23 protein-coding genes are annotated in these 25,640 nt (G+C 44.7%); 15 read left to right on the top strand and 8 right to left on the bottom strand.

The window, feature by feature from the left end; translation table 11 throughout:
* The first annotated feature begins 101 nt into the window (after window positions 1-101).
* Complete coding sequence (locus KHN78_RS14555) at window positions 102-1,022, top strand: M14 family metallocarboxypeptidase (protein ID WP_211916657.1); 921 nt, start codon at window positions 102-104, stop codon at window positions 1,020-1,022.
* Between the two features lie 218 nt (window positions 1,023-1,240).
* Here KHN78_RS14555 and KHN78_RS14550 read toward each other — a convergent pair whose 3' ends face one another.
* Window positions 1,241-2,065, bottom strand: a complete 825-nt coding sequence (locus tag KHN78_RS14550) for a DUF2971 domain-containing protein (protein WP_211916655.1) — start codon at window positions 2,063-2,065, stop codon at window positions 1,241-1,243.
* Between the two features lie 553 nt (window positions 2,066-2,618).
* On the opposite strand from KHN78_RS14550, the gene KHN78_RS14545 reads away from it, so the two are divergent.
* Entirely contained in the window at window positions 2,619-3,254 is a 636-nt protein-coding gene (locus KHN78_RS14545) for a hypothetical protein (protein WP_211916653.1), read from the top strand.
* 108 nt (window positions 3,255-3,362) lie between these two features.
* Here the strand turns inward: KHN78_RS14545 and KHN78_RS14540 are convergent, their stop codons facing one another.
* Window positions 3,363-4,151 (bottom strand): AraC family transcriptional regulator, encoded by a 789-nt coding sequence (locus KHN78_RS14540; RefSeq protein ID WP_211916651.1) that lies wholly within the window; start codon window positions 4,149-4,151, stop codon window positions 3,363-3,365.
* Window positions 4,152-4,249: 98 nt separating this feature from the next.
* Between KHN78_RS14540 and KHN78_RS14535 the strand changes: the two genes are divergently transcribed.
* The 3 genes from KHN78_RS14535 to KHN78_RS14525 all read left to right on the top strand — a co-directional run bounded on the left by KHN78_RS14535 (window position 4,250) and on the right by KHN78_RS14525 (window position 6,227).
* The gene (locus tag KHN78_RS14535; protein WP_211916649.1) at window positions 4,250-5,155 is read left to right on the top strand and encodes a DMT family transporter; all 906 of its coding nucleotides are present in this window, start codon (window positions 4,250-4,252) and stop codon (window positions 5,153-5,155) included.
* 130 nt (window positions 5,156-5,285) lie between these two features.
* Entirely contained in the window at window positions 5,286-5,780 is a 495-nt protein-coding gene (locus KHN78_RS14530; RefSeq protein ID WP_211916647.1) for an acyl-CoA thioesterase, read from the top strand.
* A 201-nt stretch (window positions 5,781-5,981) separates the two neighbouring features.
* On the top strand, window positions 5,982-6,227 hold the full coding sequence (locus KHN78_RS14525; RefSeq protein WP_211916645.1) for a hypothetical protein: 246 nt from the start codon (window positions 5,982-5,984) through the stop codon (window positions 6,225-6,227).
* A 381-nt stretch (window positions 6,228-6,608) separates the two neighbouring features.
* Here KHN78_RS14525 and malG read toward each other — a convergent pair whose 3' ends face one another.
* The 3 genes from malG to malE all read right to left on the bottom strand — a co-directional run bounded on the left by malG (window position 6,609) and on the right by malE (window position 10,346).
* Window positions 6,609-7,499 carry a maltose ABC transporter permease MalG gene (malG, locus tag KHN78_RS14520; protein WP_128813212.1) on the bottom strand — a complete coding sequence of 297 codons (891 nt, stop codon included), beginning with the start codon at window positions 7,497-7,499 and terminating at the stop codon, window positions 6,609-6,611.
* A 12-nt stretch (window positions 7,500-7,511) separates the two neighbouring features.
* Entirely contained in the window at window positions 7,512-9,089 is a 1,578-nt protein-coding gene (gene malF, locus KHN78_RS14515; RefSeq protein WP_211916643.1) for a maltose ABC transporter permease MalF, read from the bottom strand.
* A 78-nt stretch (window positions 9,090-9,167) separates the two neighbouring features.
* Window positions 9,168-10,346: a maltose/maltodextrin ABC transporter substrate-binding protein MalE gene (malE, locus tag KHN78_RS14510; RefSeq protein WP_128813214.1), complete on the bottom strand. Its 1,179-nt coding sequence runs from the start codon at window positions 10,344-10,346 to the stop codon at window positions 9,168-9,170.
* Between the two features lie 664 nt (window positions 10,347-11,010).
* On the opposite strand from malE, the gene malK reads away from it, so the two are divergent.
* From malK to KHN78_RS14480, 6 genes are all read left to right on the top strand, one after another.
* Window positions 11,011-12,126 (top strand): maltose/maltodextrin ABC transporter ATP-binding protein MalK, encoded by a 1,116-nt coding sequence (malK, locus tag KHN78_RS14505; RefSeq protein WP_211916641.1) that lies wholly within the window; start codon window positions 11,011-11,013, stop codon window positions 12,124-12,126.
* Between the two features lie 147 nt (window positions 12,127-12,273).
* Window positions 12,274-12,594 (top strand): N(4)-acetylcytidine aminohydrolase, encoded by a 321-nt coding sequence (gene yqfB, locus KHN78_RS14500; protein ID WP_045457329.1) that lies wholly within the window; start codon window positions 12,274-12,276, stop codon window positions 12,592-12,594.
* A gap of 49 nt (window positions 12,595-12,643) precedes the next feature.
* A complete protein-coding gene (locus tag KHN78_RS14495; RefSeq protein WP_211916639.1) occupies window positions 12,644-13,279 on the top strand; it encodes a TetR/AcrR family transcriptional regulator in 636 nt (211 codons plus the stop codon).
* A gap of 101 nt (window positions 13,280-13,380) precedes the next feature.
* A complete protein-coding gene (locus KHN78_RS14490; RefSeq protein WP_211916637.1) occupies window positions 13,381-14,412 on the top strand; it encodes an NADP-dependent oxidoreductase in 1,032 nt (343 codons plus the stop codon).
* A 16-nt stretch (window positions 14,413-14,428) separates the two neighbouring features.
* Window positions 14,429-15,046 (top strand): glutathione S-transferase family protein, encoded by a 618-nt coding sequence (locus tag KHN78_RS14485; RefSeq protein WP_211916635.1) that lies wholly within the window; start codon window positions 14,429-14,431, stop codon window positions 15,044-15,046.
* Window positions 15,047-15,350: 304 nt separating this feature from the next.
* Window positions 15,351-16,787: a catalase gene (locus tag KHN78_RS14480; protein WP_009704876.1), complete on the top strand. Its 1,437-nt coding sequence runs from the start codon at window positions 15,351-15,353 to the stop codon at window positions 16,785-16,787.
* 180 nt (window positions 16,788-16,967) lie between these two features.
* Here KHN78_RS14480 and KHN78_RS14475 read toward each other — a convergent pair whose 3' ends face one another.
* On the bottom strand, window positions 16,968-17,852 hold the full coding sequence (locus tag KHN78_RS14475; RefSeq protein ID WP_211916633.1) for an NAD(P)-dependent oxidoreductase: 885 nt from the start codon (window positions 17,850-17,852) through the stop codon (window positions 16,968-16,970).
* A 164-nt stretch (window positions 17,853-18,016) separates the two neighbouring features.
* The gene (locus tag KHN78_RS14470; RefSeq protein ID WP_211916631.1) at window positions 18,017-19,888 is read right to left on the bottom strand and encodes a fructose-specific PTS transporter subunit EIIC; all 1,872 of its coding nucleotides are present in this window, start codon (window positions 19,886-19,888) and stop codon (window positions 18,017-18,019) included.
* A 200-nt stretch (window positions 19,889-20,088) separates the two neighbouring features.
* Between KHN78_RS14470 and KHN78_RS14465 the strand changes: the two genes are divergently transcribed.
* Window positions 20,089-20,388 carry a PTS fructose transporter subunit IIB gene (locus KHN78_RS14465; RefSeq protein ID WP_211916629.1) on the top strand — a complete coding sequence of 100 codons (300 nt, stop codon included), beginning with the start codon at window positions 20,089-20,091 and terminating at the stop codon, window positions 20,386-20,388.
* 9 nt (window positions 20,389-20,397) lie between these two features.
* Entirely contained in the window at window positions 20,398-21,174 is a 777-nt protein-coding gene (locus KHN78_RS14460; protein ID WP_211916627.1) for a PTS sugar transporter subunit IIA, read from the top strand.
* 23 nt (window positions 21,175-21,197) lie between these two features.
* Here KHN78_RS14460 and KHN78_RS14455 read toward each other — a convergent pair whose 3' ends face one another.
* Window positions 21,198-22,040, bottom strand: coding sequence for a helix-turn-helix domain-containing protein (locus tag KHN78_RS14455; RefSeq protein ID WP_211916625.1), 843 nt, complete (start codon window positions 22,038-22,040; stop codon window positions 21,198-21,200).
* 382 nt (window positions 22,041-22,422) lie between these two features.
* Here KHN78_RS14455 and KHN78_RS14450 point away from each other — a divergent pair, with 382 nt between their 5' ends.
* Both KHN78_RS14450 and manA read left to right on the top strand, forming a co-directional pair.
* On the top strand, window positions 22,423-24,330 hold the full coding sequence (locus KHN78_RS14450) for a fructose-specific PTS transporter subunit EIIC (protein ID WP_211916623.1): 1,908 nt from the start codon (window positions 22,423-22,425) through the stop codon (window positions 24,328-24,330).
* 69 nt (window positions 24,331-24,399) lie between these two features.
* Window positions 24,400-25,632 carry a mannose-6-phosphate isomerase, class I gene (manA, locus tag KHN78_RS14445; RefSeq protein WP_211916621.1) on the top strand — a complete coding sequence of 411 codons (1,233 nt, stop codon included), beginning with the start codon at window positions 24,400-24,402 and terminating at the stop codon, window positions 25,630-25,632.
* Window positions 25,633-25,640 lie beyond the last annotated feature (8 nt).

Here is a 25,640-nt window from a genome sequence, read left to right as displayed (position 1 = left end):
TCTGCGAAGAATAAGGTCACAAATTGTGTTTTCTATTGCTGTGAACATAAGACAAGTCTAGTCTTGTCTTACCTTTCAAGCACACAAAAGAAAAAGTATAGATGAAAAGCGGATACACTTACCCAATCGGCACCCAAGGCGAACCTTGGGGTGATGCAGAACGCAGAGCATGGCTTGAGCAACGAGACGTAAAACGAAGCTACCAACAAGAAGTGGTCTCTAAGATTGACGCGCTTCGTGATCGTTTCGATGTGGAGCAATACGGGGCCCTTTCTTACGACGAATCTCGCTTCCCTCTGTTTTGCATCAAAACACGCAACTGGGATGCTGACAAACCAATCGTTTTGGTGACTGGTGGCGTACACGGCTACGAGACAAGTGGTGTACACGGCGCACTTAAGTTTGTAGATACACAAGCAGAACGTTACGCAGAGCACTTCAACATCATCGTTGCTCCTTGTGTCAGCCCTTGGGGTTACGAAGTGATTAACCGCTGGAACCCAAATGCGATTGATCCAAACCGCTCTTTCTATGCAGACAGCCCAGCAGAAGAATCGGCGAACCTCATCAAATTAGTGGCAACATTAGGTGATGTGTTAATGCACATTGACCTCCATGAAACGACGGATTCTGACGAAACCGAATTCCGACCAGCGCTAGCTGCCCGTGATGGCATGGAGTACATTGAGGGTATGATCCCAGATGGTTTCTACACGGTAGGTGACACAGAAAACCCTCAACCAGAGTTTCAGAAAGCCATTATTGAATCCGTAGCTAAAGTTACGCACATCGCCCCTGCTGATGATAAAGGCGAAATCATCGGCTCTCCTGTGGTTCAATTTGGTGTGATCAACTATCCGATGGTGAAGCTAGGTTTGTGTGGCGGTGTCACCAACTGTATTTACGGCACCACGACGGAAGTTTACCCAGACAGCCCTAAAGTGACGGACGAAGAGTGCAATGATGCTCAAGTAGCAGCGGTTGTGGGTGGGTTGGATTTCTTGCTAGCCAAGCGCGTATGATTTAAGTAAGTAGTCAGTCACCATTGATGTGATTTGGCACTGTTGAGTTAGCGCAGAACGCGCTAACTCAGAATTGGACATAAACGTGTTATTGGTTTTTCTAAATTAGGGAATTACGGATTATATTTCGTATCGACAACGCATACACCGCAGGTCAGAATTTTAATGGCTTGAAAGGTGTCTACCTCTTTTAAGCCTTGCCATACTTCATATGAAAGCTATCGGTAACTAGCTTTTGACTTCAAAACTTCGACATGTTCAAAGCCATTAGCATCCAAAAACAATCGTATAGTATTGCCATCTGCTTTGCATTTTGGGCCTAGAATGACCCTCTTAATCGAAGGTTTTGAAAATTCAAGCTCAAAGTATGATGCAATAGTGCCTCCTGTTACACGGAATCTTAATTTTTCTTTGTATTTTAATTTATCCAATTCTACTAGTTTTATGAACCTTAGCTCTTTTTCTTCTGAAAATGCGGGGTTTTTACTAAAGTAGGACTGAAGCTCAATGTTAGCCTTGATATCCCAAAACTCTCTTATGGGTAGAGTTTTATATGCATCATTCCTGGTATTGCCTGATATTTTGTTAATTGCATTTACAGTTCTATCTACCAAATTTTTGGACGCAACTTCCTGTTCTTCTTGGCTATAAATTATATCTGAATAGAAAGTAGAATCGACCAACCTCTCTGGCAACTGACTCAGGGAGACTTTATTGAATGCTGACTCATCGAAGAATATCGAGACTCCAAAGCCGTCATCAGCATAGGCACGCCATTGACTAAGTAAGTCTCCCTCTTTGGAGAAACAACATATGTGGGGGGTTAGGTTTGAATTTAAAGAAGAGTTGATGAAATCGTCTAAAATCTCTTTTTGAGATAGAGATAGATGTAAACCTTCAATAGAGCGTTCTAACCCTTTAGCGAACAACTTTCCAAACCAACTTATTTCTAGTGAATCATTCATAGCTCTCGCGTCCGTAAGCCAAAGCGAATTATTTTGTATTATAGATAGAAAACCATTTAAGTCGGTATAATGATACATTGCATTGACTCCTGTAAGGGTGAGGTTAAGTGCATGATTTGGATTGGTAAAAAGCTATAAATGCTTAAGAGGAAAGAATCACCAATACCATGACAAAAAGTAACTCAAAAGGCAATGTATAGGGTTTTGTGCTCAACTATTGCTAGCTCATTATGGGGCACTTTCAAGCTTCAATGTACCGACCGTAAAAATTCTTAACAAAGATGCGTGATAGCGGAATGGCTTCACTGTGCCATTTACGTACACTCAAATTAAACTCACTTTTGCACCACCATCCGCTAACGTAAGTCTTCTGAAAACGGATTTAAGCGATGAAGCGTCATTCGATATGATAAGTCACCGCCCGTCAGCCTACAGAAATCAATTAGATGAGAACTCAACTCGGCATTTATTGCCCATCTTGCTTTAGCTAAATTGACAGTAAACTTCGAGCCCGACTGTCAGAAAAATTTACAACCAGCTCATGGACAACTCCTAACAGATTGTTATATAAGGAAATTTATTATGGCGTGATAATTGCCTTAAAGCAGAAAACTATTGCGAACAGGACGTCATGAAGAATATGAATATTAAGGGCTTAATACTGTTTTTGGTTGTTTCTGCCAGTGTCACATTCAAGGCTGATGCAGGAATGATTTATGAAATATCTGGCGATATTACACCTGATGTGAACAACTCTTTTACTGGCTCATTTAGCATCATGGTTGATTCTGATGATTTACAGCTCGAGTTGTTTGGCGCACATCCAAACCTTCCCACAGGCTTAGTTGATGGCCCTTGGTACAGCTACGATGTTTTCTCTGCCGATGTGTCTATTGATGTTGCCCCTCTAGGGAGCTTAGTCTGGTCAGAGTCTGACATCAGAGCAGATTTTAACGAACCAGCATTAAGCTTTGGTGGTCTAACATCAGAGCTTTGGTTGACGTCACCGATTGAAGATACTTTCCAAGATATGTCGATTGTTTTTGAAAACAGTGACGGTCTTCTGTACCTCGGATTTCAAACGGCAAACTCGCAAAGCGTTATCATCAATCAAGTGATTTTCGATGACAGAAACAACATTATTGAAGTTGGTACATTCACAAACGTGGCTGTTTCAAAGGTAGAAGTTTCTGAACCCCATATGGCAGCAATTTTCGGCTTAATGTTAACCAGTTTGTTATTAATTAGAGCTAGACATAGAGCTTGATTGCGGGTGCGCTGCGGATTCACGCTACAAAAAGGGAATTTAAGGGTTTAAATATATAATGACAGCAGCTTCTGAATCAGAAGCTGCTCAGGTTGATAACCAACTCAACTATAACAAGCGATTCTTATATTGCTCCGGTGTAATACCGGAGTATTTCTTAAACATAGCGATAAATGGACTGGCTTGGTTGTAACCTAACGTGAGCGCCACTTCTTTCACGGTTTGCCCTTTTCTTAACAGCTCCATTGAATGCAAATAGCGCACTCTCAATCGCCATTCTGTAAAGCTCATCCCTAATTCACTCTGGCAGTGGCGCGCCAACGTGCGCTCCGTTGTGTGCACTTTTTCTGCCCATTCTCCTAGGCTAACATCATCTGTCGGCGCCTCTTCAACAGCTTTCAAAATGGGTTCAAGGTACTTATTATTGGTCGTTGGTAAAAAGTGATGCTCGACTTCTTGCTTCGCAAGCTGATCTAGTAAAACTTGAACAATACGCTTGTCTTCATCACTCTGCGCAACGTTGATTTTTCGCTGGCGAAAGTCTTCCACAATCGCCGACACAATTGGCGTTACCTTGATCAAGCTGGTTTTTGTTGGAAAATGTGGGGTTAATTCTGGGGCAATATTGAGAGAACAATATTCCAAAGGTTTTCGGTTATAGCTTGTGTGCCGGACTCCAGCAGGGACCCAAATAGCAAGGTGAGGCGGAGCTAAAAAGCGAGTATCTTCAGCATCCATTTCTAAAATGCCGCCACTTATCAACTGGACTTGCCCCCAAGGGTGGCTATGAATTCGTGTTTCCGTGTTCGAAAGGAAAGCCTCGAAATTCATAAATACATCGGATGGCGCTATATCAATTGATAATGATGGATGAAGATTCCTTGTACTCTTTCTCAAAATTGTCTTCCTATCGCTTACGATGTCTTTCTAGAGATACTTTCCATTATAAAGACCTGTCAGACTAGCGCCATCAATTATTGTGCGATGAGGTTCTCATGGTTTACTTGCTTCCGTTTTTCACTGTTATGATTTGGGGCGGTAATGCCATTGTGAATAAAATGGCCTCAAGCACAATAGAACCGAGCGCAATGAGTTTTTACCGATGGCTACTAGCGATGGTGATTTTAACGCCATTTTGTCTCCCAGCCGTGCTCAGACAACGTCATATCATAAAGCCTCACCTGACCAAATTAGCGGTACTCGCACTTTTGGGCATGGTTCTTAACCAATCGCTTGGTTACTACGCGGGTTTAACGACATCCGCTTCCAATATGGCGCTGATCACCTCCCTTGTGCCACTAATGAGTGTGTTCTTAAGTGTGCCTCTTTTAGGCAAATCCATTTCCATGCTGAGTATTGTCGGTGGGGTACTCTCATTGTCGGGGCTCGCGTTCATGCTTGGCCATGGCGATATTCGCTACTTTTTTCATCAAGACATGACTCAAGGGGATAGCTTGATGATTTTAGCGTCCCTTTGCTACGCGGTTTACTGTGTGCTGCTTAAGCGTTGGAAAATGCCGTTCAACAGCATGACTCTGGTTTACATGCAAGGCGCATTCACTCTGATCATGCTAATGCCTTTATGGCTTCGCAGCGAGCACTTGCTACCAAGCCAAAGCGCACTACCTCTGATTGCTTACGCGGGCATTGCTGCATCCATTTTTGCCCCGCTCATGTGGGTAAAAGCGATCGATTTAATTGGGGCTGACTCAAGCGCTATGTTCATGAACTTAATGCCTGTTGTGTCCGTGGCACTCGCCTCTACACTGCTTGGGGAGAAGATTCATGCCTACCATATCATCGGCGGCATGTTGGTGATCTCTGGGGTTATCCTTTCGCAAATCAAACTACGTCGTAAACCACCTATTGCCAATGCAGATTTGCCGCCCGCAACACCTTAAGTCTTAACTCTTAAGCCTCAAATATTAAGACAAAGCAAAGTTAACAATTTGTTGCACCTGCTATTCCCGAACCAAGCGCATGCTGTTACATTAAATTTAACAAGTGCGATAAATCAAAAAGGAATGACAGATGAGCAGTGGTCAAAGAGATATTACGCTTCGCTTTCTTGCTGAACCAGGGGATGTGAACTTCGGCGGAAAAGTCCATGGTGGCGCCGTAATGAAGTGGATAGACTTAGCCGCTTATGCTTGCAGTGCGGCGTGGAGTGGCAAATATTGCATCACCGCGTATGCAGGCGGTATTCGTTTTGTGGCCCCCATTCATGTCGGTAATTTGGTCGAAGTCAGTGCAAAAGTCATCTACACCGGACGTACTTCAATGCACATTGCGATTGATGTCCAAGCAAGCGACCCCAAAGTGCTAAAAAATCGTCTGACCACGCACTGCATTGTTATCATGGTTGCGGTTGATGAGAATGGCAAACCCACAGATGTGCCGAAGTGGGTTCCGAAATCAGACGAAGATAACGCGTTAGAGCAATCGGCTATCCGCCTTATGAACATGCGCAAAGAGATTGGCGAAGAAATGGAAGCTCACGTCAAATATTTGAAATCGCCCCACTAGCAACTGACAACTGCGGTTTCTGCGGTTTCTGCGGTTTCTACTCTCTCCCACCCCATCATGCAAAGTCACAATGCGAAGCAATGTCATGATTACGACGTTTTTCAAGGTTGTTGTCATCATTTGCTTCGTTATTGTCATAAATATTTCACCAAGATCTGCTTAAATTCTCTGACTTGTTCGGCGTTGTATAGAGTTAGGATCTTGAAATTACAAAGCACAACTTTAAGTGAGAGCACATTAACCAACTTGAAAGCAGTAGAATACCAATGGGTGCGTACCATGTATGTCGAGGGTTATAACGAAGCTGAAATTAACCACTACATTCAAGCCTGTTTTGGTGGTGATTCTACGTTCGCGAACTTGTTTCGTCGGGTCGCTCTGAAACAAGAAAGCCTCTATACCTTGCTGCAATACGTTGGCTGTGCTCCCTCAAGCCGAGAGTTTTAACTTACGCCCTCTTACCCTTTCGTATACCCCTACTTTTTAAGATATTTATGTGATGTGCTACGCAACGCAGTTTTGAGCATCTGTGTAATCCATTACAAAATCGCTAATCTCTAATTAAAACATAACAACATATATCTGTTTAAAAGACAGACATAAAAAAACCTGAGTCTAGACTCAGGTTATGGTTACAAAAACTGTTAGTGATTAAAGCGTAAGGAACTAAGCTAACAGCCAGCTATGCGTAACGCCAACAAAAAGCGGATATTACTGATCGGCGGCCAAACCAAAATTGTAATATCAACGCTATTTAAAAGGGCGACCTGTTGGTCGCCCTATTTCTTATTATTCAGTTTACGTTAAGACTTAATGACCAATTAAGAATTAACCTTTCACACCACCAGCCGTTAGACCACCAACAAGCCAGCGTTGAGCAAGTAAGAATACCGCTGTAATTGGTACTGCTGAAAGTACCGCAGCCGCTGCAAAGTCACCCCATAGGTAGTTTTGTGGGTAAAGATACTGTTGCATACCAACTGCTAACGTATACGAGTTTACATCAGATAGCAGCAGTGACGCTACCGGAACTTCACCGATCACCATGATAAATGACAAAATAAACACTACAGCCAGGATTGGCACAGACAGTGGGAGCAATACCAAACGGAATGCTTGCCATGGTGTCGCACCATCGAGCGCTGCCGCTTCTTCTAGAGAAGAGTCGATACTTTCGAAGTAACCCTTAATCGTCCAAACGTGCAGTGCAATACCACCCAAGTAAGCGAAGATCAAACCACCGTGGGTATTCAAGCCTAAGAACGGAATGTACTGACCCAACTTGTCAAACAGAGCGTAAAGTGCAACCAGTGCCAATACTGCTGGGAACATCTGGAAGATCATCATTGCTTTAAGGATGGTGTTCTTGCCTTTGAACTTCATACGAGCAAACGCATAAGCAGATGTTGTTGACAGTGCCACAATCAAAATTGCAGAAATACCGCCTACTTTTACTGAGTTCCATAGCCATGTCATTACTGGGAATGGCGGTGGTGTCACCGAACCATCAGCATTCGTAATAGACATACCCAGAGCCAATTTCCAGTGATCCAATGTTGGGTTATCCGGAATCAAGCTACCCGTCGCGAAGTTACCCTCACGGAATGAAATTGCGATGATCATCAGCAGTGGGAAGATGATCAGAGCTAAGAATGCCCACATTGCTGCATGCGTAGCCCAAACTCGATATTTTAATGACTTGCCTTGTACCATTGCCATTATGATGTCTCCTTAATCTTGAGCTACTTTGGTTACACGTAGGTTGAGTAAAGCTAACGCGCCAACCAACAGGAAGATCAGTGTTGCGACTGCACTTGCTAGACCAAAGTCTTGGCCACCAGCACCCTCAAACGCGATACGGTACGTGTAGCTAACCAATAGGTCTGTGTAACCTGCAGGCTCTGACGTGCCGATCATGTTCGGGCCACCACCTGTCAACAATTGAATCAATACAAAGTTGTTGAAGTTAAAAGCAAAGCTCGCAATCAATAGTGGCGTTAATGGCTTAAGCATCATTGGTAGCGTGATACGTGTGAAGTTGGTAATAAAGTTCGCACCATCAATCGCAGACGCTTCATATAAGTCTTCTGGAATCGCCTTCAACAAGCCCATACACAGAATCATCATGTAAGGGAAGCCTAACCAAGTGTTCACAATCAGGATCATTGTCTTCGCTAGGAACGGGTCAGAGAACCACGCCGGGCTTATACCAAACAGCCCTTCTAGCAACATATTGATTTCACCAAAGCTTTGGTTAAATAGACCTTTAAAAATCAAGATAGAAATAAACGCTGGTACCGCATAAGGTAAGATAAGCAATAAACGGTAGACAGAACGTCCTTTCAGCGCTTCCCATTGCACAACACTTGCCAATACAAGGCCAATCACCAACGTAAACAGTACCGTCAATGCTGAGAACACAATGGTCCAGATGAAAATACTAATAAATGGTTCTTTGATGCCGTCGTCTTTCCACACACGTTCAAAGTTGTGAGTACCAATGCTAACCACAAAACCAGGTGAAACGGTGTCACCAACAAATTGACCATTTGCATCAACTGGTTGGTAGTAACCGACTTCCATATTAGGGCGTAGCAGTTCTTCCGTACGGTTGTTGTAAAGTGACTCACCGTCTTCTTGTAATGTGTACAATGGTACAACCGCTGCAAACTTACGTAGACCGCTCATACGAATGTCATCACCGTTTGGTAGGTGAAGATCGACCCCACTCAATGCACTACGGTTTTTAACGATCGTTTTGATCGGTTCTTTTTCACCAGTTGGCTCTTGAGTGATTGGCGTTAAATCGAAATCGGTCGCTGAAAGTCCGTTAAGTGTGAAGTTTGGTGTCGCAAGAAGCTCACCGTTTTTCTTCACCACAATTTGGTGGCCTTGTTCAGTTTTGTACAAGGTAAACGGGTAACTTTCACCACTTTGATAGGTTCTATCCAGCAGTACGGTTTGTGCACGATCGAACGATAATTGGTTTTTTGCACTGTAGTTGGTAAACGCTAATCCTATGGTGTACGCCAATGGGAAAAGGATGAACAGAATCATCCCGGCGATACCTGGGTAAATATAACGATGTGCGTAAGTCTTTTTACTACCGAAAATATACAGAGCTAAACCGGTAAGAATAAGCGTCAGTAACGCAAAAGCGATCTCACCGCGAGAATACATTAGGATAGTAGCGTAGCCATTGATAATGCCGACTGTGCCTAATAGTGCCCATTTGATAAACACTTTTTTGCTGCTCGGAAGGTTGGCTTCTGGTGCTGTCATAGCATTTGTACCTTGAACTGACTGCATAGGGAACCTGCTAGCGAATATTGAATAAATATAGAAAAGTAAGGAGGAGTTGCCCCCTCCTTAAAAGGTGTTGCTGAATTATTTAGTCATTTGTTTTTCTGCGTCAGCAAGTGCTGCATCTACAGTTTGACGACCGTCTACAACGTTGATGATTGCGTTCTTAGCTGCACCCCAGAATGCGTTCATTTGTGGGATGTTTGGCATGATTTCGCCGTTCATTGCGTTGTCCATTGTCGCAGCGATACGAGTATCCGCATCTAGCTCTTTTTGGAACGAGTTAAGCGCAACCGCACCTAGTGGCTTGTCATTGTTAACCATACGTAGACCATCGTTAGTCAATAGGTAGTTCTCAATGAACTCGACTGCTAGATCTTTGTTAGGTGATGCTGTGCTGATACCCGCAGTCAGTACGCCTACGAATGGCTTAGAAGATTGACCTTGGAATTTAGGTAGTGTTGCCACGCCGTAGTTGATACCAGACTTCTCGATGTTGCCCCAAGACCATGGGCCGTTGATCGTCATCGCCGTGTTGCCTTGGTTAAATGCAGACTCAGATACTGAGTAGTCCATATCTGCTGAGATAACACCCTTATCAACCAAACCTTTCACGAAGTTCATTGCGTCTTTCACGCCCTCGTTCGCGATACCCGCATCTTCTACATTGTAGCCGTTGCCTGTGTATTTAAACGCGTAGCCACCATCAGCTGCCATTAGTGGCCATGTGAAGTACGGTTCTTTTAGGTTCCACATAATTGCAGATTTGCCGTCTTTCTTAAGTTTTGCGTCTAGCTCTGCAACTTCTTCCCATGTTTTTGGTGGGTTTGGAACCAAGTCTTTGTTGTAGATTAGAGATAGAGATTCAACCGCAACTGGGTAGCCAATCAGTTTGCCGTTGTAGCTCACTGCGTCCCATGCGAAATCAACGATGCCATCTTTTACTTCTTTAGATGGTTTGATCTCTGCTAGAAGACCCGCTTCTGCGTAACCACCGAAACGGTCGTGAGCCCAGAATACGATATCAGGACCATCACCCGTTGCCGCTGTTTGTGGGAACTTGTCTTGTAGGCCATCTGGGTGAGCAACTGTTACTTTGATACCCGTGTCTTCCTCAAACTTCTTACCAACTTCTGCAAGGCCGTTGTAACCTTTATCACCGTTGATCCAGATAGTGAGTTGTCCTTCCTCGATAGCAGCATTTGCACCAAAAGAACCTAAAGCAACCAGAGTACCCAGTGCTACAGCGCTTAATTTTTTCATGTTCGTATCCTTTTTATATTTTTGATGTAGGGCTAGTCCATTGAGGTTCAGCCGTATTTCGACATATATCATCTGTAATAATCCACTATGTCTCATCCTCCTAATCCCTACGCCCTTGCAATTATGACGTATTTTCGTGATCTTCATCTCCCAGGGTTAGCGACTCAAATCACAAAATGGATACGAGCTGTGATCGATTTCAACTTTACGCCACGCAATTATGTGATTTCCGCCCAACTGCGTGAATCCTCCTCCTTTTGGACTCCTCCCTACCTACTCCCCCCACAATAATTTCGATTAGGAGGATGTAGCAGTGAACACAATCTTAGAAACTGCAGTCATCCAAGAGTGGATGGTAAGAACCCTTTTCCAGCAGTACCTGCCCTATAGGTCATAGTTTGCTGGTTTTACATTGCCATACGAGTGGAATGTCATTGTTTGTATTGTTAGTGGTAAATGATTCACGGGGGAGACGATGCGAATAATGTGGGGGAGAGAAACTCGTATTTGGCTATGATGGGTAGTGCTCCTATTCAGGACATTTGGAGCACTACCCAGTTTTTCTTACCAACCGATAACTTACCAATTCCTACTGTTACTGCTCGCGATAAAATTCATATAATGATGAGCGGTGAAAAATAAAAATTGATCGAGGACGAGCTACATGGCGAGTGTCACGTTAAAAAATGTTTGTAAAGCGTATGGCGACGTACTGATTTCTAAAAACGTAGATCTAGAAATTAACGAAGGTGAATTCGTTGTTTTCGTTGGCCCATCAGGCTGTGGTAAATCTACTCTTCTACGTTGTATTGCCGGTCTTGAAGACATTACTTCTGGTGATTTGTATATTGGTGACGAGCGCATGAACGACGTTGAACCATCCAAACGTGGTGTTGGTATGGTGTTCCAGTCTTACGCGCTTTACCCTCACCTAAATTTATACGACAACATGTCATTTGGTCTAAAACTGGCTAAAGCAGACAAAGCTGAAATCGACAAGCGTGTAGAGCACGCTGCTGAAATTCTTCAGTTGGGACACCTATTAGATCGCCAACCAAAAGCATTATCAGGTGGTCAACGTCAACGTGTTGCGATCGGTCGTACTCTTGTTTCACAGCCGAATGTTTTCCTACTGGATGAGCCATTATCAAACCTTGATGCGGCTTTACGTGTAAACATGCGCGCTCAGATCACTAAGCTGCAACGTCAACTCGGTTGTACCATGATTTACGTAACACACGATCAGGTAGAAGCGATGACGATGGCAGATAAAATCGTCGTACTCGATGGTGGTTACGTGTCACAAGTCGGAAAACCACTTGAACTTTACCACTACCCACAAAACCGTTTCGTTGCAGGCTTCATTGGTTCTCCAAAAATGAACTTCATGAGTGTGTTCATTGATGAAGTCGAAGCAGAACGCGTAAAAGTTCAACTATCTAACGGCACTTCTTTCTGGATCCCAGTAGACGGAACGACCGTTAACCGCGGTGACCGTATGTCTCTAGGTATTCGCCCTGAGCACCTGCTTTCTGCATCAGAATCCGATGCGACTATCCACGGTGAAGTGATGATTGTTGAGAAACTTGGTAACGAAACACAAGTTTACTTGAACCTAGAAGGCGCTGACGCTGACGTGATTTTCCGTCAACCAGACACATTAGATGTTGATACTGGCGACAAACTAGAAATCGGCATTCCAGCTCACCGCTGCCACTTATTCCATAGTGATGGTCGTGCTTGCCGCCGTCTATTCCAAGAAATGGGCGTAGAAGCTTAATATACACCTTTGCATGCTGCCAATCCCTCTCAGTCGAGAGGGATTTTTATCTAAAGCTCGATCAGCATTTTTCCATGCAATTTCGTTATGAACGGGGCAAGCTGAACCGTATAATGCGCTCTTATCCCCCAATTAAGAGCATCCATCATGTCATCTCATCCAACGAAAATTACTTTTTTTGAATTCCTAACCCCACTTATCACTGCGGGCAAAAAGACCATCACTATCCGTGACGAATCAGAAAGCCACTATGTACCCAATACCGAAGTGGAAGTGTTTACTTTAGAGACAGACCGCAAAGTTTGTAACATCAAAATCTTATCAGTCGCTCCGCTCAAATTTGATGACATCAATGAGTTTCACGCCGAGCAAGAAGCCATTGAACTACCAAAACTAAAAGAACTTATTCGTGAAATTTACCCGAATATCGATGAGCTCTATGTGATTGAATACGAGTTGATCAAATAACGGCCCGGAAACACTAGACGACTGGTCTAATTTTGTTTATGGTAGATTCATGAACGCAAAAACGAACGATACTCGTCAACACATCTTAGATGTCGGCTACCAATTGGTCGTCGCCAAAGGCTTTACTAGCGTAGGGTTATCCGAATTGCTCAAAGTAGCGGATGTACCCAAGGGATCTTTCTATCACTACTTTAAGTCAAAAGAACAATTTGGTGAGGCTTTAATTGAAGACTACTTCACGCGTTACCTTAAGATAATCAAGGCTCATTTTTCAGAAAGTGATGGCTCTGGTTGTGATCGCATCCTCAGTTACTTTGAACGTTGGATGGAGGTCGAGAACGGTCAATGCAACGCCAATAAGTGCCTAGTCGTCAAGCTGAGTGCTGAAGTATCCGATCTGTCTGATGCGATGCGAATCAAGCTCGCCAACGGCGCGAGTCAGGTTGTGAAAGCCATTGAAGATTGTATTCAAATGGGCATCGACGATGGATCGATTCAAGTTACCTCAGCCGAGCAAACGGCCCACTTAGTCTACCATCAATGGATCGGTGCAAGTTTACTCAATAAGCTCTATCAAGATCGCTCTGGTTTAATGCGAAGCTTTGAAAGCACTCAGAGCATGCTTAGAAAACATTCTGATCATGAACTGAAGGCAATCCAACGAAGCAAAGACGCCTCTCACTAAACAGCTACACTTAATCCGCCTTAATCTTTTCATAAAAAGTACGGCGGATTTTTTAGGAACCACAACTAGACGACTGGTCTAATAATCAATAAGGACACAACATGACTTCAACACATAACCGTCAAATCGTTCTCGCTAATCGCCCTGTGGGTTCTCCAGTTCAAAGCAATTTTCGATTAGAGCAAACGGCTATCCCTACACCAAACGAGGGCGAAGTGCTTTTACGCAGCGTGTATCTATCACTAGATCCATACATGCGTGGACGTATGAGTGACGCGAAATCTTACGCTGATCCCGTTGAAATTAACGACGTAATGGTTGGGGGCACGGTGTGTCAGGTCACCGCTTCTCGCCATCCTGATTATAAAGAGGGGGAATGGGTGGTCGCTTATACAGGCTGGCAAGATTTCGCTCTATCTAATGGTGATGGTTTGTTCAAGTTAGGCAGCGAGCCAACTCACCCGTCTTACGCGTTAGGTGTTTTAGGCATGCCCGGCTTTACTGCTTATGTGGGTCTACTAGAAATCGGACAACCTAAGGCCGGTGATACGCTCGTTGTCGCAGCGGCAACAGGCGCGGTTGGCTCTATGGTGGGTCAGATCGGTAAACTCAAAGGTTGCCGAGTGATTGGTGTTGCAGGTGGCGCAGAGAAGTGTCAGTACGCAAAAGAGACCCTAGGGTTCGATGATTGTCTTGATCACACCGCAGAAGACTTTGCAGAGCAGCTCGCAGCAATATGTGACAAAGGCATCGATATCTACTTTGAAAACGTAGGCGGAAAAGTCTTTGATGCGGTACTACCTCTTCTTAATGTCGGCGCTCGTGTACCGCTATGTGGCTTGATCTCTCAATACAATGCCACGTCCCTACCTGACGGCCCAGATCGTATGTCGATGCTGATGGGAAACATTTTAGTCAAACGCATTAAGATGCAAGGCTTCATCATTTTCGATCACTATGAGCACAGCTACACCAACTTTGTTAAAGACGTGAGCCAGTGGCTCGCAGAGGGAAAAATTCACTACCGTGAACACTTGGTTCAGGGATTAGAAAATGCGCCGGAAGCTTTCATTGGTCTTCTGGAGGGCAAAAATTTTGGCAAGTTGGTTATCCAAACGAATCAACCACTGTAAATAAAAGGAATTTTCAATGATCAAGTTACACCATTTAAACCAATCTCGTTCAAAGCGAATCATATGGCTACTGGAAGAGCTCGGCGTCGACTATGAAGTGGTCCCTTACCTACGCGATAATGTCAGCTTTTTGGCCCCACCAGAGCTAAAGAGTATCCATCCTTTAGGTAAGTCACCTGTTTTAGAGGATGATGATGAGGTCGTAATAGAATCCGGTGCGATCACTGAATACCTAATAGACAAATACGGCGATGGTCGTTTTGCACCACAACGAGGCACAAAAGCATACACCCAGTACATTCAGTGGATGCACTTTGCAGAAAGCTCGGCAATGGTGCCACTATTACTAAAAATGTTTGTCGCTAAAGACGGTGCACCAACCAACTTTCTTGCTGACTATGCAGATGCCGAAACCATGAAAGTAATGGGTTACGTTGAGGAGTGCTTAGAGGGCAAGCTTTACCTTGTTGAAGATCGTCTCACTGGCGCAGACTTTATGATGTCCTTTGTTGTCGATGTGTTAAATAAATTTGGTGTTATCGAACGCTTTCCAAACATTCAACGCTACGGCGCTCAACTCGCATCACATCCAAGTTTCGTTAAGGCCGAAGCGCTTGAAGTTAAGTATGGGTAATCTCTGACTTGGTAGATTTCTGCCTACGTTTATTTCGACAAAACGAGGCAGAAATCATTTCCATAATTCACCCACCAATCCATTCCAAAAATGGATACTTGAAATGGCAAATTAATCCACACGACAAATGTCATTAATTAAGTAAAAGTTGATATTTAACAATACGTTAAAAGATAGGTGATACCTATCACATTGATTGTTAATAACTGTTTTTTTGTTCCCTTGTATAGCGCTATTCTCCTCACATAAATTTCAGCAATCACTGAAAATTCAGATTTAATATCACTATTGCAAGGAAACTCGAATGAGCAAGAAACTGACCACAGCAGCTGGCTGCCCTGTTGCCCATAACCAAAATGTTATGACTGCTGGCCCTCGCGGCCCTCAACTACTACAAGACGTTTGGTTCCTTGAAAAACTCGCGCATTTCGATCGTGAAGTTATCCCTGAGCGACGTATGCACGCAAAAGGTTCTGGTGCTTACGGTACGTTCACAGTAACGCACGACATCACAAAATACACTCGCGCTAAAATCTTCTCTGACATCGGCAAAAAAACAGAACTATTCGCTCGCTTCACTACTGTAGCTGGTGAGCGCGGTGCAGCAGACGCAGAACGCGACATCCGTGGTTTCGCACTAAAATTCTACACTGAAGAAGGTAACTGGGACTTGGTTGGTAACAACACACCAGTATTCTTCCTACGTGACCCACTAAAATTCCCAGACCTAAACCACGCAGTAAAACGCGACCCTCGCACTAACATGCGTAGCTCTACCAACAACTGGGATTTCTGGACATCACTACCAGAAGCATTCCACCAAGTGACTATCGTAATGAGTGACCGTGGTATCCCAGCTTCTTACCGTCATATGCATGGTTTTGGTAGCCACACATTCAGCTTCATCAACGCAGAAAACGAGCGTTACTGGGTGAAATTCCACTTCAAAACTCAGCAAGGCATCAAAAACCTAACTGACCAAGAAGCAGAAGCAATCGTAGGTAAAGACCGCGAAAGCCATCACCGTGACCTTTACGAAGCGATTGAGCGTCAAGACTTCCCTAAATGGAAGATGTACGTACAGATCATGCCTGAGTTAGAAGCAGATGAAGTCAACTTCAACCCATTCGACCTAACACGTGTATGGTCTCAAAAAGACTACCCACTGATCCCTGTTGGTGAGTTCGAACTGAACCGTAACCCAGAAAACTTCTACGCAGAAGTTGAGCAATCAGCGTTCAACCCAGCAGCAGTCGTACCTGGTATCGGCTTCTCACCAGATAAGATGCTACAAGGTCGTCTGTTCGCTTACGGCGATGCTCAGCGTTACCGTCTAGGTGTGAACCATCATCAAATCCCAGTGAACGCACCTCGTTGCCCTGTTCACAGCTACCACCGCGATGGCGCAATGCGCGTTGATGGCAACTTTGGTTCAACACTAGGTTACGAGCCAAACTACAAACAAGAATGGGCAGAGCAACCAGATTACTCTGAGCCACCTCTACGCATCAACGGCAACGCTGATCACTACGATCACCGTGTAGACGAAGACTACTTCAGCCAAGCGGGTGACCTATTCCGTCTGATGAGCGAAGAGCAACGTCAAACTCTGTTCGACAACACAGCTCGCGCAATGGACGGTGTGCCAGAGTTCATCCAACAGCGCCACGTTCAACACGCATACCAAGCGGACGAAGCGTACGGCAAAGGTCTTGAGATTGCACTAGGCTTAAACAAGTAAGCGAACGCGGTCATCACCACACTGTGTGATTAAAAGACATAAAAAAGGAGGTGCCCAACAGCACCTCCTGATTTCAAATCACTAATCCTTAATCACTAGTCACAAACCATGCTCAAGGAAATTCATTATGATTAACTTAGATTTCTTTAAGCTCTTTGATACCAAAGAACTGTTTATCTATTACTGATTCTGATTTTTAGCAACGGCTTTGATCAATACTGATGTATCCATGCGACCTAAACCATCACGTTGCAGGTCTGCGTATTGCTCATCCACTTTCTTAGTCAGTGGAAGTTCTAGACCCACTCGCTCTGCTTCTTGCAGACAGAAACCCAAGTCTTTGCGCATCCAATCAATAGCGAAGCCAAAATCGAACTTATCTTCCGCCATCGTGTTTGCGCGGTTTTCCATCTGCCATGAACCTGCAGCGCCATGTTTCAGCGTTTCAACGACTTGTGCAATGTCTAGGCCTGACTTTTGCGCCAGTAGCAATGCCTCGCTCAAACCTTGTAGTACACCACCGATACAGATTTGGTTTACCATTTTACAACGTTGACCTTGGCCATTTTCTCCTAGTAGCGCCATTTGCTTCGCATACACATCCATTACCGGAGAAACACGTTCAAAAACACTCTGCTCACCACCACACATGATGGTCAGCACGCCATTTTCTGCGCCAGCTTGACCGCCAGAAACAGGGGCATCAACAAAATGATTGCCGTATTTCGCACATGCCTCAGCAAGCTCAACGGCGAGATCTGCCGATGTCGTCGTATGGTCAACTAACACTGCGTCCGCTTTTAAACCAACCAAGATACCCTCTTCACCGTATACAACGCTGCGAACGTCATCATCATTGCCTACACACATGAAAACGATGTCACAGCCCTCTGCGGCTTCACGTGGTGTCTCACACACCACACCTTGATACTCTGACGCCCACTTTTCAGCTTTCACTTGTGTACGGTTATAAACTTTGGTTTCAAAGCCAGCTTTGCTTAAGTAACCCGCCATTGGGTATCCCATTACACCCAAACCAATAAATGCGACTTTTTGTTTTTCCATTGCAAGCCTCCTTGAATTCTAACTGATTGTGTTTTCTGCATGTTACTAAAGAAGCCAGCATATTACTTGCGGTAATTTTTTGTTTATCCAAACATGCTCGGATTAAAAACGCCATCAAACAGATGGCGTAAGAGAAAGAAGAGTTTTAGATGGAAGTAAGTGACTTAAGATGCTCTCTTTGCTTGTAACAGTACCGTAGCATTCAGCATTGCGTCCTTAGTACTGACGTCGATCACTTTCATATTGCGGAAACGCTCTGGTTTTTTAATCGCTACGTCATGGGCAAAGATAACAAATTTTGCTCTCGCGATATCTTTCTCAGTAATTCGATTGATAATGCCGTTTGCACCTTGCGTTTCGACTTTGATCTTAATGCCCAACGCACATGCCGCCTTTTCAAGAGACTTCGCAGCCAAGAAAGTATGCGCCACACCTGATGGACAAGATGTTACGGCAAGAATATCCGCTTCTCCCTCTCCCGTTACCGACGTCGAGGTTTGGTGACCTCCCAGCATGTTTTCATTTTCTGTCACAGTTTTCTTCAATACGATCACAATCAGTGCGGTTGTCAGTGAGCCAGCCATCGTGCCGATGATATAACCGAGCTTTCCATCAACGACGGGAAGCACAATCCAACCACCCCAAGGCGCATGGTTAATCACGTGGAACATAAAACCAATGACGTTACCAACAATACCACCCGCAACAATCGCAGGCAGCACTCGAGCAGGATCACCAGCTGCAAATGGAATCGCACCCTCACTGATGCCTATCATTCCCATAATGCCTGCCGCTTTACCCGCTTCACGTTCATCACGTTTAAATTTCTTCGGTGATAAGAATGTCGCTAGCGCCATGCCAAGTGGTGGCGTACAAATTGCAATACCGACACCTCCCATAAGCCAAGGCTGAGTATTAACTTGTGTTTGGGCAAATAAGGTCGCCACTTTGTTGATTGGTCCACCCATATCAAACGCTGTCATCGCACCAAGTACAGTACCTAGCATGACTTTTCCTGAGCCTGCCATACCAGTTAGGACTTCGTTCATCGTTGTCATGGCATTGGCGATTGGCGCGCCTATCACCCACATCACTGCGCCACAGGTTAAGAACGTACCAACCAATGGGTAAATGAAGATAGAACCGAGGGAACTCATGCTATCTGGTAATTGTATCTTCTTTAACATCCAGACCACGTAACCAGCAAAAAAACCGACAACTATCGCCCCTAAAAAGCCGGTATTATAATGACTGACTGCAATCCAGGTTCCTATCATGCCTGGTGCGAGACCGGGTTTATCTGCAATGGAATAGGCAATATACCCACCAAGGACGAGCGTAAATAGCGTTAAGCCTGCAATCCCCATTTGTGCAATATCGGCCAAAATACCATTTTCCGGAACCGCACCTTGCCCGGTGATCATGACCGACAACGATAACAATACACCACCTGCCACAATAAACGGGATCATGTGTGATGTGCCATACAGAAGATGTTCTTTCATGCGGCCCAGAGTTTGCGCCCAAGGACTTAGTGGCTCAGGTTCAAACGCTAAAGAATGAATGTCCGATTCTGGAGTATTCGCCTGAATATCGGTAAGTAAGGCGCGTGCTTGCTCGACCGTTTCAGCTTGTTTTAACTGACAAACAAAACCGTCTTCAATGATTTTGGTAGAGATTTGTGCCAGCACCTCGATGTGGTGATGGTCATTGCCATCAGGCGAGGCGAGCATAAAGAAAACATGGGATAACTCACCATCGTCAGCACCATAGTCAATGCCATCACGGCTAATCCCAACCGCTACGGCAGGTTTCGCGACGGCATAACTCTTGGCGTGAGGAATGGCAATACCCTCATCAAAGCCGGTATTGCCAATCTCTTCTCGCTTCCAAATATCCGCCAAGAACTGACTTTTGCTAGTGAGTTTGCCCGCCGCGTCCAACATGTCGACGAGCTCTTTGAGCGCTTCATCTTTAGTTTGAGCCTTCAAGTTTAAGCAAATCGTTTCCGGCTCAATAAGGTTTGTAATGTCCATTGTTTGTACCTTGCAATGTTCACGCTCGAACATAGATTAACCACCTAGCACTCCCTGAGATACAGGACAAAAAGTGCATTAACTGGATTAATGTAACATGAAATTTAAACTGTGATAGAGCTCTTGCGTTTACCCGCTTTAAATCCATTCTTTCGTGGACCTCTGTGCTAATATCCTCAAAAAAATAATACGGATAGAACATGAAAATCGTTGCGGTGACAGCATGCCCTACCGGCATCGCTCATACTTATATGGCAGCAGATGCATTGATGAAAGCGGCGCCAAAGCATAACCTACAAATTAAGGTCGAAACACAAGGCGCAATGGGGATCGAGAACCAACTCACGCCTCATGACATTGCTCAAGCCGATCGCGTACTTATCGTATCTGATATTGAGATTGAACAGCCAGCGCGCTTTGAGGGCACAAACAAAATTCAAATCCCTATCGAAGATGTGTTGCTCAACGTCGATAAAGTGTTCCTTGTACACTGTCGATAATCCACGCTAATGAACGAATATCAAATTACTTTCTTTGTTGATGATACAAACGCCAGTGCCCATGTAGCACAACCGCTTTATCGCGTGGCAAAAAAATTCAAAAGCACCTTACGTATCATTAATATCACGCAAAATCGCACCGCAGAACTGACTCGCTCTCTCGCGGTACTTCAAGTTGGTTTACAACAAGGCGATCTTTGCCAAATCACCGCGATTGGCATCGATGCGGAACTGGCTTGCTTTGTCATTAAAGACATCGTCGCGGAGCACTTTACCGTTGTGGGCTCTCAGATTAATTATGAGTTTTCCAGTCAACTGGCTACCCGCCTACCACAAATTTGTCCACCCAGTGAGATCCAGTGGCACTATGCCAAAGCACATACAGAATTAACCAAATTTGAGTGCTTAAAAGGACTTGCTCAACTGATCCACCCCATTCACCCAGATGAATTGATTCTCGCATTTGTAAAACGAGAAGAGCGGTCGTCAACATGCGTCATTCCAGGCATCGCGTTGCCACATGTCATGTTCGACGGTGTTGAGCATATTTCTGTCGCCGTAATTGCGAACGAAAAACCCATGGATTGGGCTTCAAAAATGGGTAACGTTCGTCTTGCTATAGCACTGGTAATACCGGCCAAACCCACTCGAGAGCAAATCATCACTGCAACGAACTTAACCCGCAACTTGCTGACGGACCAAATGGCAAATCGCCTACTCTCAACCAAAAGCAGCGTCGACTTACAGGCTCTCCTTATGTACGCCATGTCCAGACTACTCGCTTAATCTTTACCGATTTTGTTTCCGCTCTAAATAGAGCCTCGATACTCTGTTGGCGTTCGTCCTGTGCGGCTCTTAAACACGCGACAGAAGTAATTCACATCCTTAAATCCACAACGTAACGATACGTCATTCAACTTAAAGTTATACTTTTTGAGCATAAACTTTGCCCGGTCTACCCGTACCCACGTAATGTAATCAGCTAACGTCATATGCCCTTGTTGGCGAAATAAGCGAGACAAATGATTGGCAGAAATACTAAATCGGGACGCAATGCTGTCGCGAGTAATTGGACGATGAAAGTTCTCTTGAATGTATATACAGATACCTTGATAAAGATCTTGCACACGGCTATTCGACTGCTGCTCAACCGGCGCTTCAAGCATCGAATTTGCGTATTGCAATAAGGCTTGCAACAACAACTCATCCATTGGCTTTTTATTGCATTCACGCGCCAAAGAACTCAACGCTTCCAAAATGTTGTCGATAGCAAATCCGGAACGTGTTTGAATACTGTGTTTTTGAATATCGTAAAAGCTCGCTTCGCCTTTGCGTTTACTGACAAAACTTAATCCCAACTGACGGCGACCAAACAGGATACTTAATACTGAGCAATCAGAATCCCAGTCCGGCTTATTCCAACAGTTTGGTGGTATAAATATCGCGTCTCCTGCTTTAGCGACGATATGCGTTACTTTACGGTCATGGCTTTCCATTTCATTAATATATTCACCAGAGAGCACCAATTCCAATCGCGGAAAATTAACCTGATAACTAAATTCAGGTGGCGTATGAAAATCCCCAGCAAACCAAATATTATGAAAGGATTCTCGCTCACTTAATACTGATGAAATTAAATCATGAAAAACCATTATACGAACTCTTAATTACGCAACCATGATGCTATGACTATAGATATACACTGAACTGGATTTTTGTGCTATTGAGCGAAATCACAGTTCAAATTTAATGTTACAAAAATCCAGTCAACGAATCATTTTTCCAGTTACAAACACGAATAACTTAAGCACAAAGCCATATAAAACATAGTCAAAAGATACTATAGAACAAATTACAACCACTTATCACATTGCTACAGATATTCAGTCAATTTTGTCCAGTTGACGATCTAAATCACACTCTAGTTAGACAGTTACAATCCTCCAGTGAATGCATTTTTTATTCACTACAGTCTATTCACGACTAATTTCACAATACCTCTGAAATAAAAAATATATTTATAGGGGTTCTACAATGATCACCAAACTAATAAACGAAAATTTAATTAAGCTTGAGCTTCAAGCAACATCAAAAGAAGACGTATTTAAAGAATTGGTAGCGGTTCTTCACGATCAAGGTCGTATTTCTGATCAAGAACAATTCCTTGCAGATATTAAAGCACGCGAAGAACTGGGAAATACTGGCTTTGAAGAGGGTGTGGCGATCCCACACGCCAAGAGTTCTGCCGTAATTGAACCTGCGGTTGTAATCGGTGTAAGCAAATCAGGCATCGAATATGGCGCAGAAGATGGTCTGCCATCAAAACTTTTCTTCATGATCGCGTCCCCTGATGGCGGCGATAACCACCACATTGAAGTGCTCGCAGAATTGTCTTCAAAGCTGATCGAAGACGGCTTTATTGACGCATTCCTAAACACCACAAACAACAAAGATGCGCTGGCACTTCTTCTTGCGAAAGACGAGCCTAAACCAGTGGCAGATGCACCAGCAAACCAAGGTTTCATCATTGGTGTTACGGGTTGTCCTGCTGGCGTTGCCCACACTTACCTAGCAGCAGAAGCCTTGGAGAAAGGTGCTGCGGCGATGGGCTACCAAATCAAAGTCGAAACCAACGGCTCCATTGGTGTGAAAAACAGTCCAACCGCAGAAGAAATCGAACGTGCAGACGCAATCATCGTGGCATGTGACAAACAAGTCGACATGAACCGCTTTGCGGGGAAACGTGTCGTAAAAACCAACGTCAAAGCCCCAATCCGCGACGCTCAGGGACTGATTAACCAAGCGTTAACCGCACCAGAGTTTCAAGGCGATGCAAGCAGCAGTTCACAAGCTTCGGTAGCAGATAAAGCATCACAAGCACGCTCTGACCTATACCGATACCTAATGAATGGCGTATCCCACATGATCCCATTCGTTGTGACGGGTGGTTTACTAATCGCCCTCGCATTGGCGGTTGGTGGTCAACCAACAGAAGCAGGCATGGCGATTCCAGACGGCAGCATGTGGAACCAGATCCTCAACGTTGGTGTGGTTGCCTTTACGCTAATGATCCCAATTCTCGCGGGTTACATTGCTTACGCGATTGCTGACCGCCCTGCTCTAGCTCCTGGCTTGATCGGTGGCTGGATTGCAAACAATGGCTCGTTCTACGGCGCAGAAGCAGGTACAGGTTTTATCGGTGCCATCATCGCAGGTCTCCTTGTGGGTTACTTCGTGAAGTGGATTACGTCGATTAACTACCACAAATTCATCCAACCTTTGGTGCCTATCATGATTGCACCAATCACTAGTTCGTTGTTTATCGCGAGTCTGTTCATCTTCGTTATCGGAGCGCCAATCGCAAGCCTAATGGACGGTCTGACTGCGCTACTAACGAGCATGAGCACAGGTAACGTGGTTCTACTGGGTATCGTACTTGGTGGTATGGCTGGCTTCGATATGGGTGGCCCATTCAACAAAGTCGCGTTCCTATTCTCTGTTGGCATGATTGCGAGCGGTCAAACTCAGTTTATGGGTGCGATGGCGTGTGCTATTCCAGTTGCACCTCTAGGTATGGCACTGGCAACTGCGTTGGGTCGTAAGTTCGACTTGTTCGAAGCGTCAGAAACCGAAGCCGGTAAAGCAGCTGGTGCAATGGGTCTAGTTGGTATCTCTGAGGGTGCGATTCCATTCGCCGCACAAGATCCAATGTCTGTAATTCCAGCAAACGTACTTGGCTCAATGGTAGCAGCAGTCATGGCATTCTCATTCGGCATCACAAATAGCGTCGCACACGGTGGCCCAGTGGTCGCACTTCTTGGTGCAATGAATTTCCCAGTACTGGCTCTACTTTGTATGGCAACGGGTGCAACAGTCACTGCCGTTACATGCGTCACACTGAAAAAAGTTCGCAAAGCAAAAATGGTCCAAGCGGCCGCTTAATCCTCCTCTCAATAACTCCATGACTTGGGCTCTTCAGCCCAAGTCATGATGCTCTAATGGTGATCACCGATGTCTGCATTAACGATATTAGAAACCGAAACACGTCAACCACATACTGCTCGCTCAATGTTCTACCTTATGAACAATGCTATTCAAAATTATGCATGGGGCAGCAAAACCTCAGTCAACCAACTGTTTGGTATCGAAAACCCAGCGGGCGAACCACAAGCTGAAGTTTGGATGGGAGCGCACTGCAATGGTTGTTCAACCGTGATGCTAAACGGAGAGGAAACCAAGCTCTCTACCTTAATCAATCAAGACATGAATGCGATTCTCAGTGAACAAATCGCAACGCGCTTTGGAGAGCTTCCATACCTATTTAAAATACTGGCAGCAGAAAACGCCCTGTCTATTCAAGTTCACCCTAACAAGCAGCAAGCGGAAGCGGGTTTTGCACGGGAAGAGCTAAGCCACATTCCTCTAACCGCAGCGAATCGTAACTACAAAGATCCAAACCACAAACCTGAGTTGGTCTACGCACTTACACAATACAAAGCAATGAATGGCTTTCGCCCTATCGCTGAGATCATCAGTTTCTTCTCAGAAATGGCCATTCCAGAACTACAAGGTCTAGTTGACGATCTTATTAGTGATCAAACGCCTACAGGCTTAGCTCACTTCTTCTCTGGATTACTCTCTCTTGAGGGTGAGCAAAAAGAAATGGCCTTGACGGTACTTCTCGCGCAAGCGCGGATCACAGACCTGCCTTTGTTTAATCTGATCTTAGAGCTAGAGAAACAATACCCTGGTGACATTGGTTTATTTGGTCCCCTGCTACTGAATGTGATCACACTTGAGCCCGGACAGGCGATGTTCTTAGATGCAGAAACACCTCATGCATACATTCACGGAACAGGATTGGAGATCATGGCAAACTCCGACAACGTGTTGCGAGCAGGCTTAACACCTAAGTACATGGACGTAGAAGAATTGGTGGCGTGTACACGCTTTAATGAAATGCCATTTGACCGTTTGTTGCTAGAGCCAAATGAAAACAACGGCATGTTAGAATACCCAATCCCTGTTGATGATTTTAAATTTGCTATTGTTCCGCAATCAGATAAACGCGACCTTGAGGTTCTCACTGCTGAGATCTTGTTGCCATTAGACAGTACGTTAGTGCTCACTCACGAAAATGGCGAAACTTGTATCGTAGACAAAGGCCAGTCAGTTTTTATTCCCGCATACAGCAAACGCTACACCTTAGACTGCCAAGGCCGAGTTGCTCGCGCTTACAGTTAGTCGTTGAT

Origin of the sequence: Vibrio sp. B1REV9 (genome assembly GCF_905175395.2) — a bacterium.
Lineage (GTDB): Bacteria > Pseudomonadota > Gammaproteobacteria > Enterobacterales > Vibrionaceae > Vibrio > Vibrio alfacsensis.
Note: the sequence above shows the minus strand (reverse complement) of the source record. Positions and strands in the feature narration are given on the sequence as shown.

Excerpts from the sequence above, each read along its gene's own strand:
- KHN78_RS14475 (WP_211916633.1), bottom strand. The coding sequence starts at position 17,852 with ATGGAAAAACAAAAAGTCGCATTTATTGGTTTGGGTGTAATGGGATAC.
- KHN78_RS14545 (WP_211916653.1), top strand. The coding sequence starts at position 2,619 with ATGAAGAATATGAATATTAAGGGCTTAATACTGTTTTTGGTTGTTTCT.
- KHN78_RS14555 (WP_211916657.1), top strand. The coding sequence starts at position 102 with ATGAAAAGCGGATACACTTACCCAATCGGCACCCAAGGCGAACCTTGG.
- KHN78_RS14495 (WP_211916639.1), top strand. The coding sequence starts at position 12,644 with ATGAACGCAAAAACGAACGATACTCGTCAACACATCTTAGATGTCGGC.
- malF (WP_211916643.1), bottom strand. The coding sequence starts at position 9,089 with ATGCAGTCAGTTCAAGGTACAAATGCTATGACAGCACCAGAAGCCAAC.
- malK (WP_211916641.1), top strand. The coding sequence starts at position 11,011 with ATGGCGAGTGTCACGTTAAAAAATGTTTGTAAAGCGTATGGCGACGTA.
- manA (WP_211916621.1), top strand. The coding sequence starts at position 24,400 with ATGTCTGCATTAACGATATTAGAAACCGAAACACGTCAACCACATACT.
- KHN78_RS14550 (WP_211916655.1), bottom strand. The coding sequence starts at position 2,065 with ATGTATCATTATACCGACTTAAATGGTTTTCTATCTATAATACAAAAT.
- KHN78_RS14465 (WP_211916629.1), top strand. The coding sequence starts at position 20,089 with ATGAAAATCGTTGCGGTGACAGCATGCCCTACCGGCATCGCTCATACT.
- KHN78_RS14480 (WP_009704876.1), top strand. The coding sequence starts at position 15,351 with ATGAGCAAGAAACTGACCACAGCAGCTGGCTGCCCTGTTGCCCATAAC.
- yqfB (WP_045457329.1), top strand. The coding sequence starts at position 12,274 with ATGTCATCTCATCCAACGAAAATTACTTTTTTTGAATTCCTAACCCCA.
- KHN78_RS14485 (WP_211916635.1), top strand. The coding sequence starts at position 14,429 with ATGATCAAGTTACACCATTTAAACCAATCTCGTTCAAAGCGAATCATA.
- KHN78_RS14455 (WP_211916625.1), bottom strand. The coding sequence starts at position 22,040 with ATGGTTTTTCATGATTTAATTTCATCAGTATTAAGTGAGCGAGAATCC.
- KHN78_RS14450 (WP_211916623.1), top strand. The coding sequence starts at position 22,423 with ATGATCACCAAACTAATAAACGAAAATTTAATTAAGCTTGAGCTTCAA.
- malE (WP_128813214.1), bottom strand. The coding sequence starts at position 10,346 with ATGAAAAAATTAAGCGCTGTAGCACTGGGTACTCTGGTTGCTTTAGGT.
- KHN78_RS14530 (WP_211916647.1), top strand. The coding sequence starts at position 5,286 with ATGAGCAGTGGTCAAAGAGATATTACGCTTCGCTTTCTTGCTGAACCA.
- KHN78_RS14535 (WP_211916649.1), top strand. The coding sequence starts at position 4,250 with ATGGTTTACTTGCTTCCGTTTTTCACTGTTATGATTTGGGGCGGTAAT.
- malG (WP_128813212.1), bottom strand. The coding sequence starts at position 7,499 with ATGGCAATGGTACAAGGCAAGTCATTAAAATATCGAGTTTGGGCTACG.
- KHN78_RS14460 (WP_211916627.1), top strand. The coding sequence starts at position 20,398 with ATGAACGAATATCAAATTACTTTCTTTGTTGATGATACAAACGCCAGT.
- KHN78_RS14490 (WP_211916637.1), top strand. The coding sequence starts at position 13,381 with ATGACTTCAACACATAACCGTCAAATCGTTCTCGCTAATCGCCCTGTG.
- KHN78_RS14470 (WP_211916631.1), bottom strand. The coding sequence starts at position 19,888 with ATGGACATTACAAACCTTATTGAGCCGGAAACGATTTGCTTAAACTTG.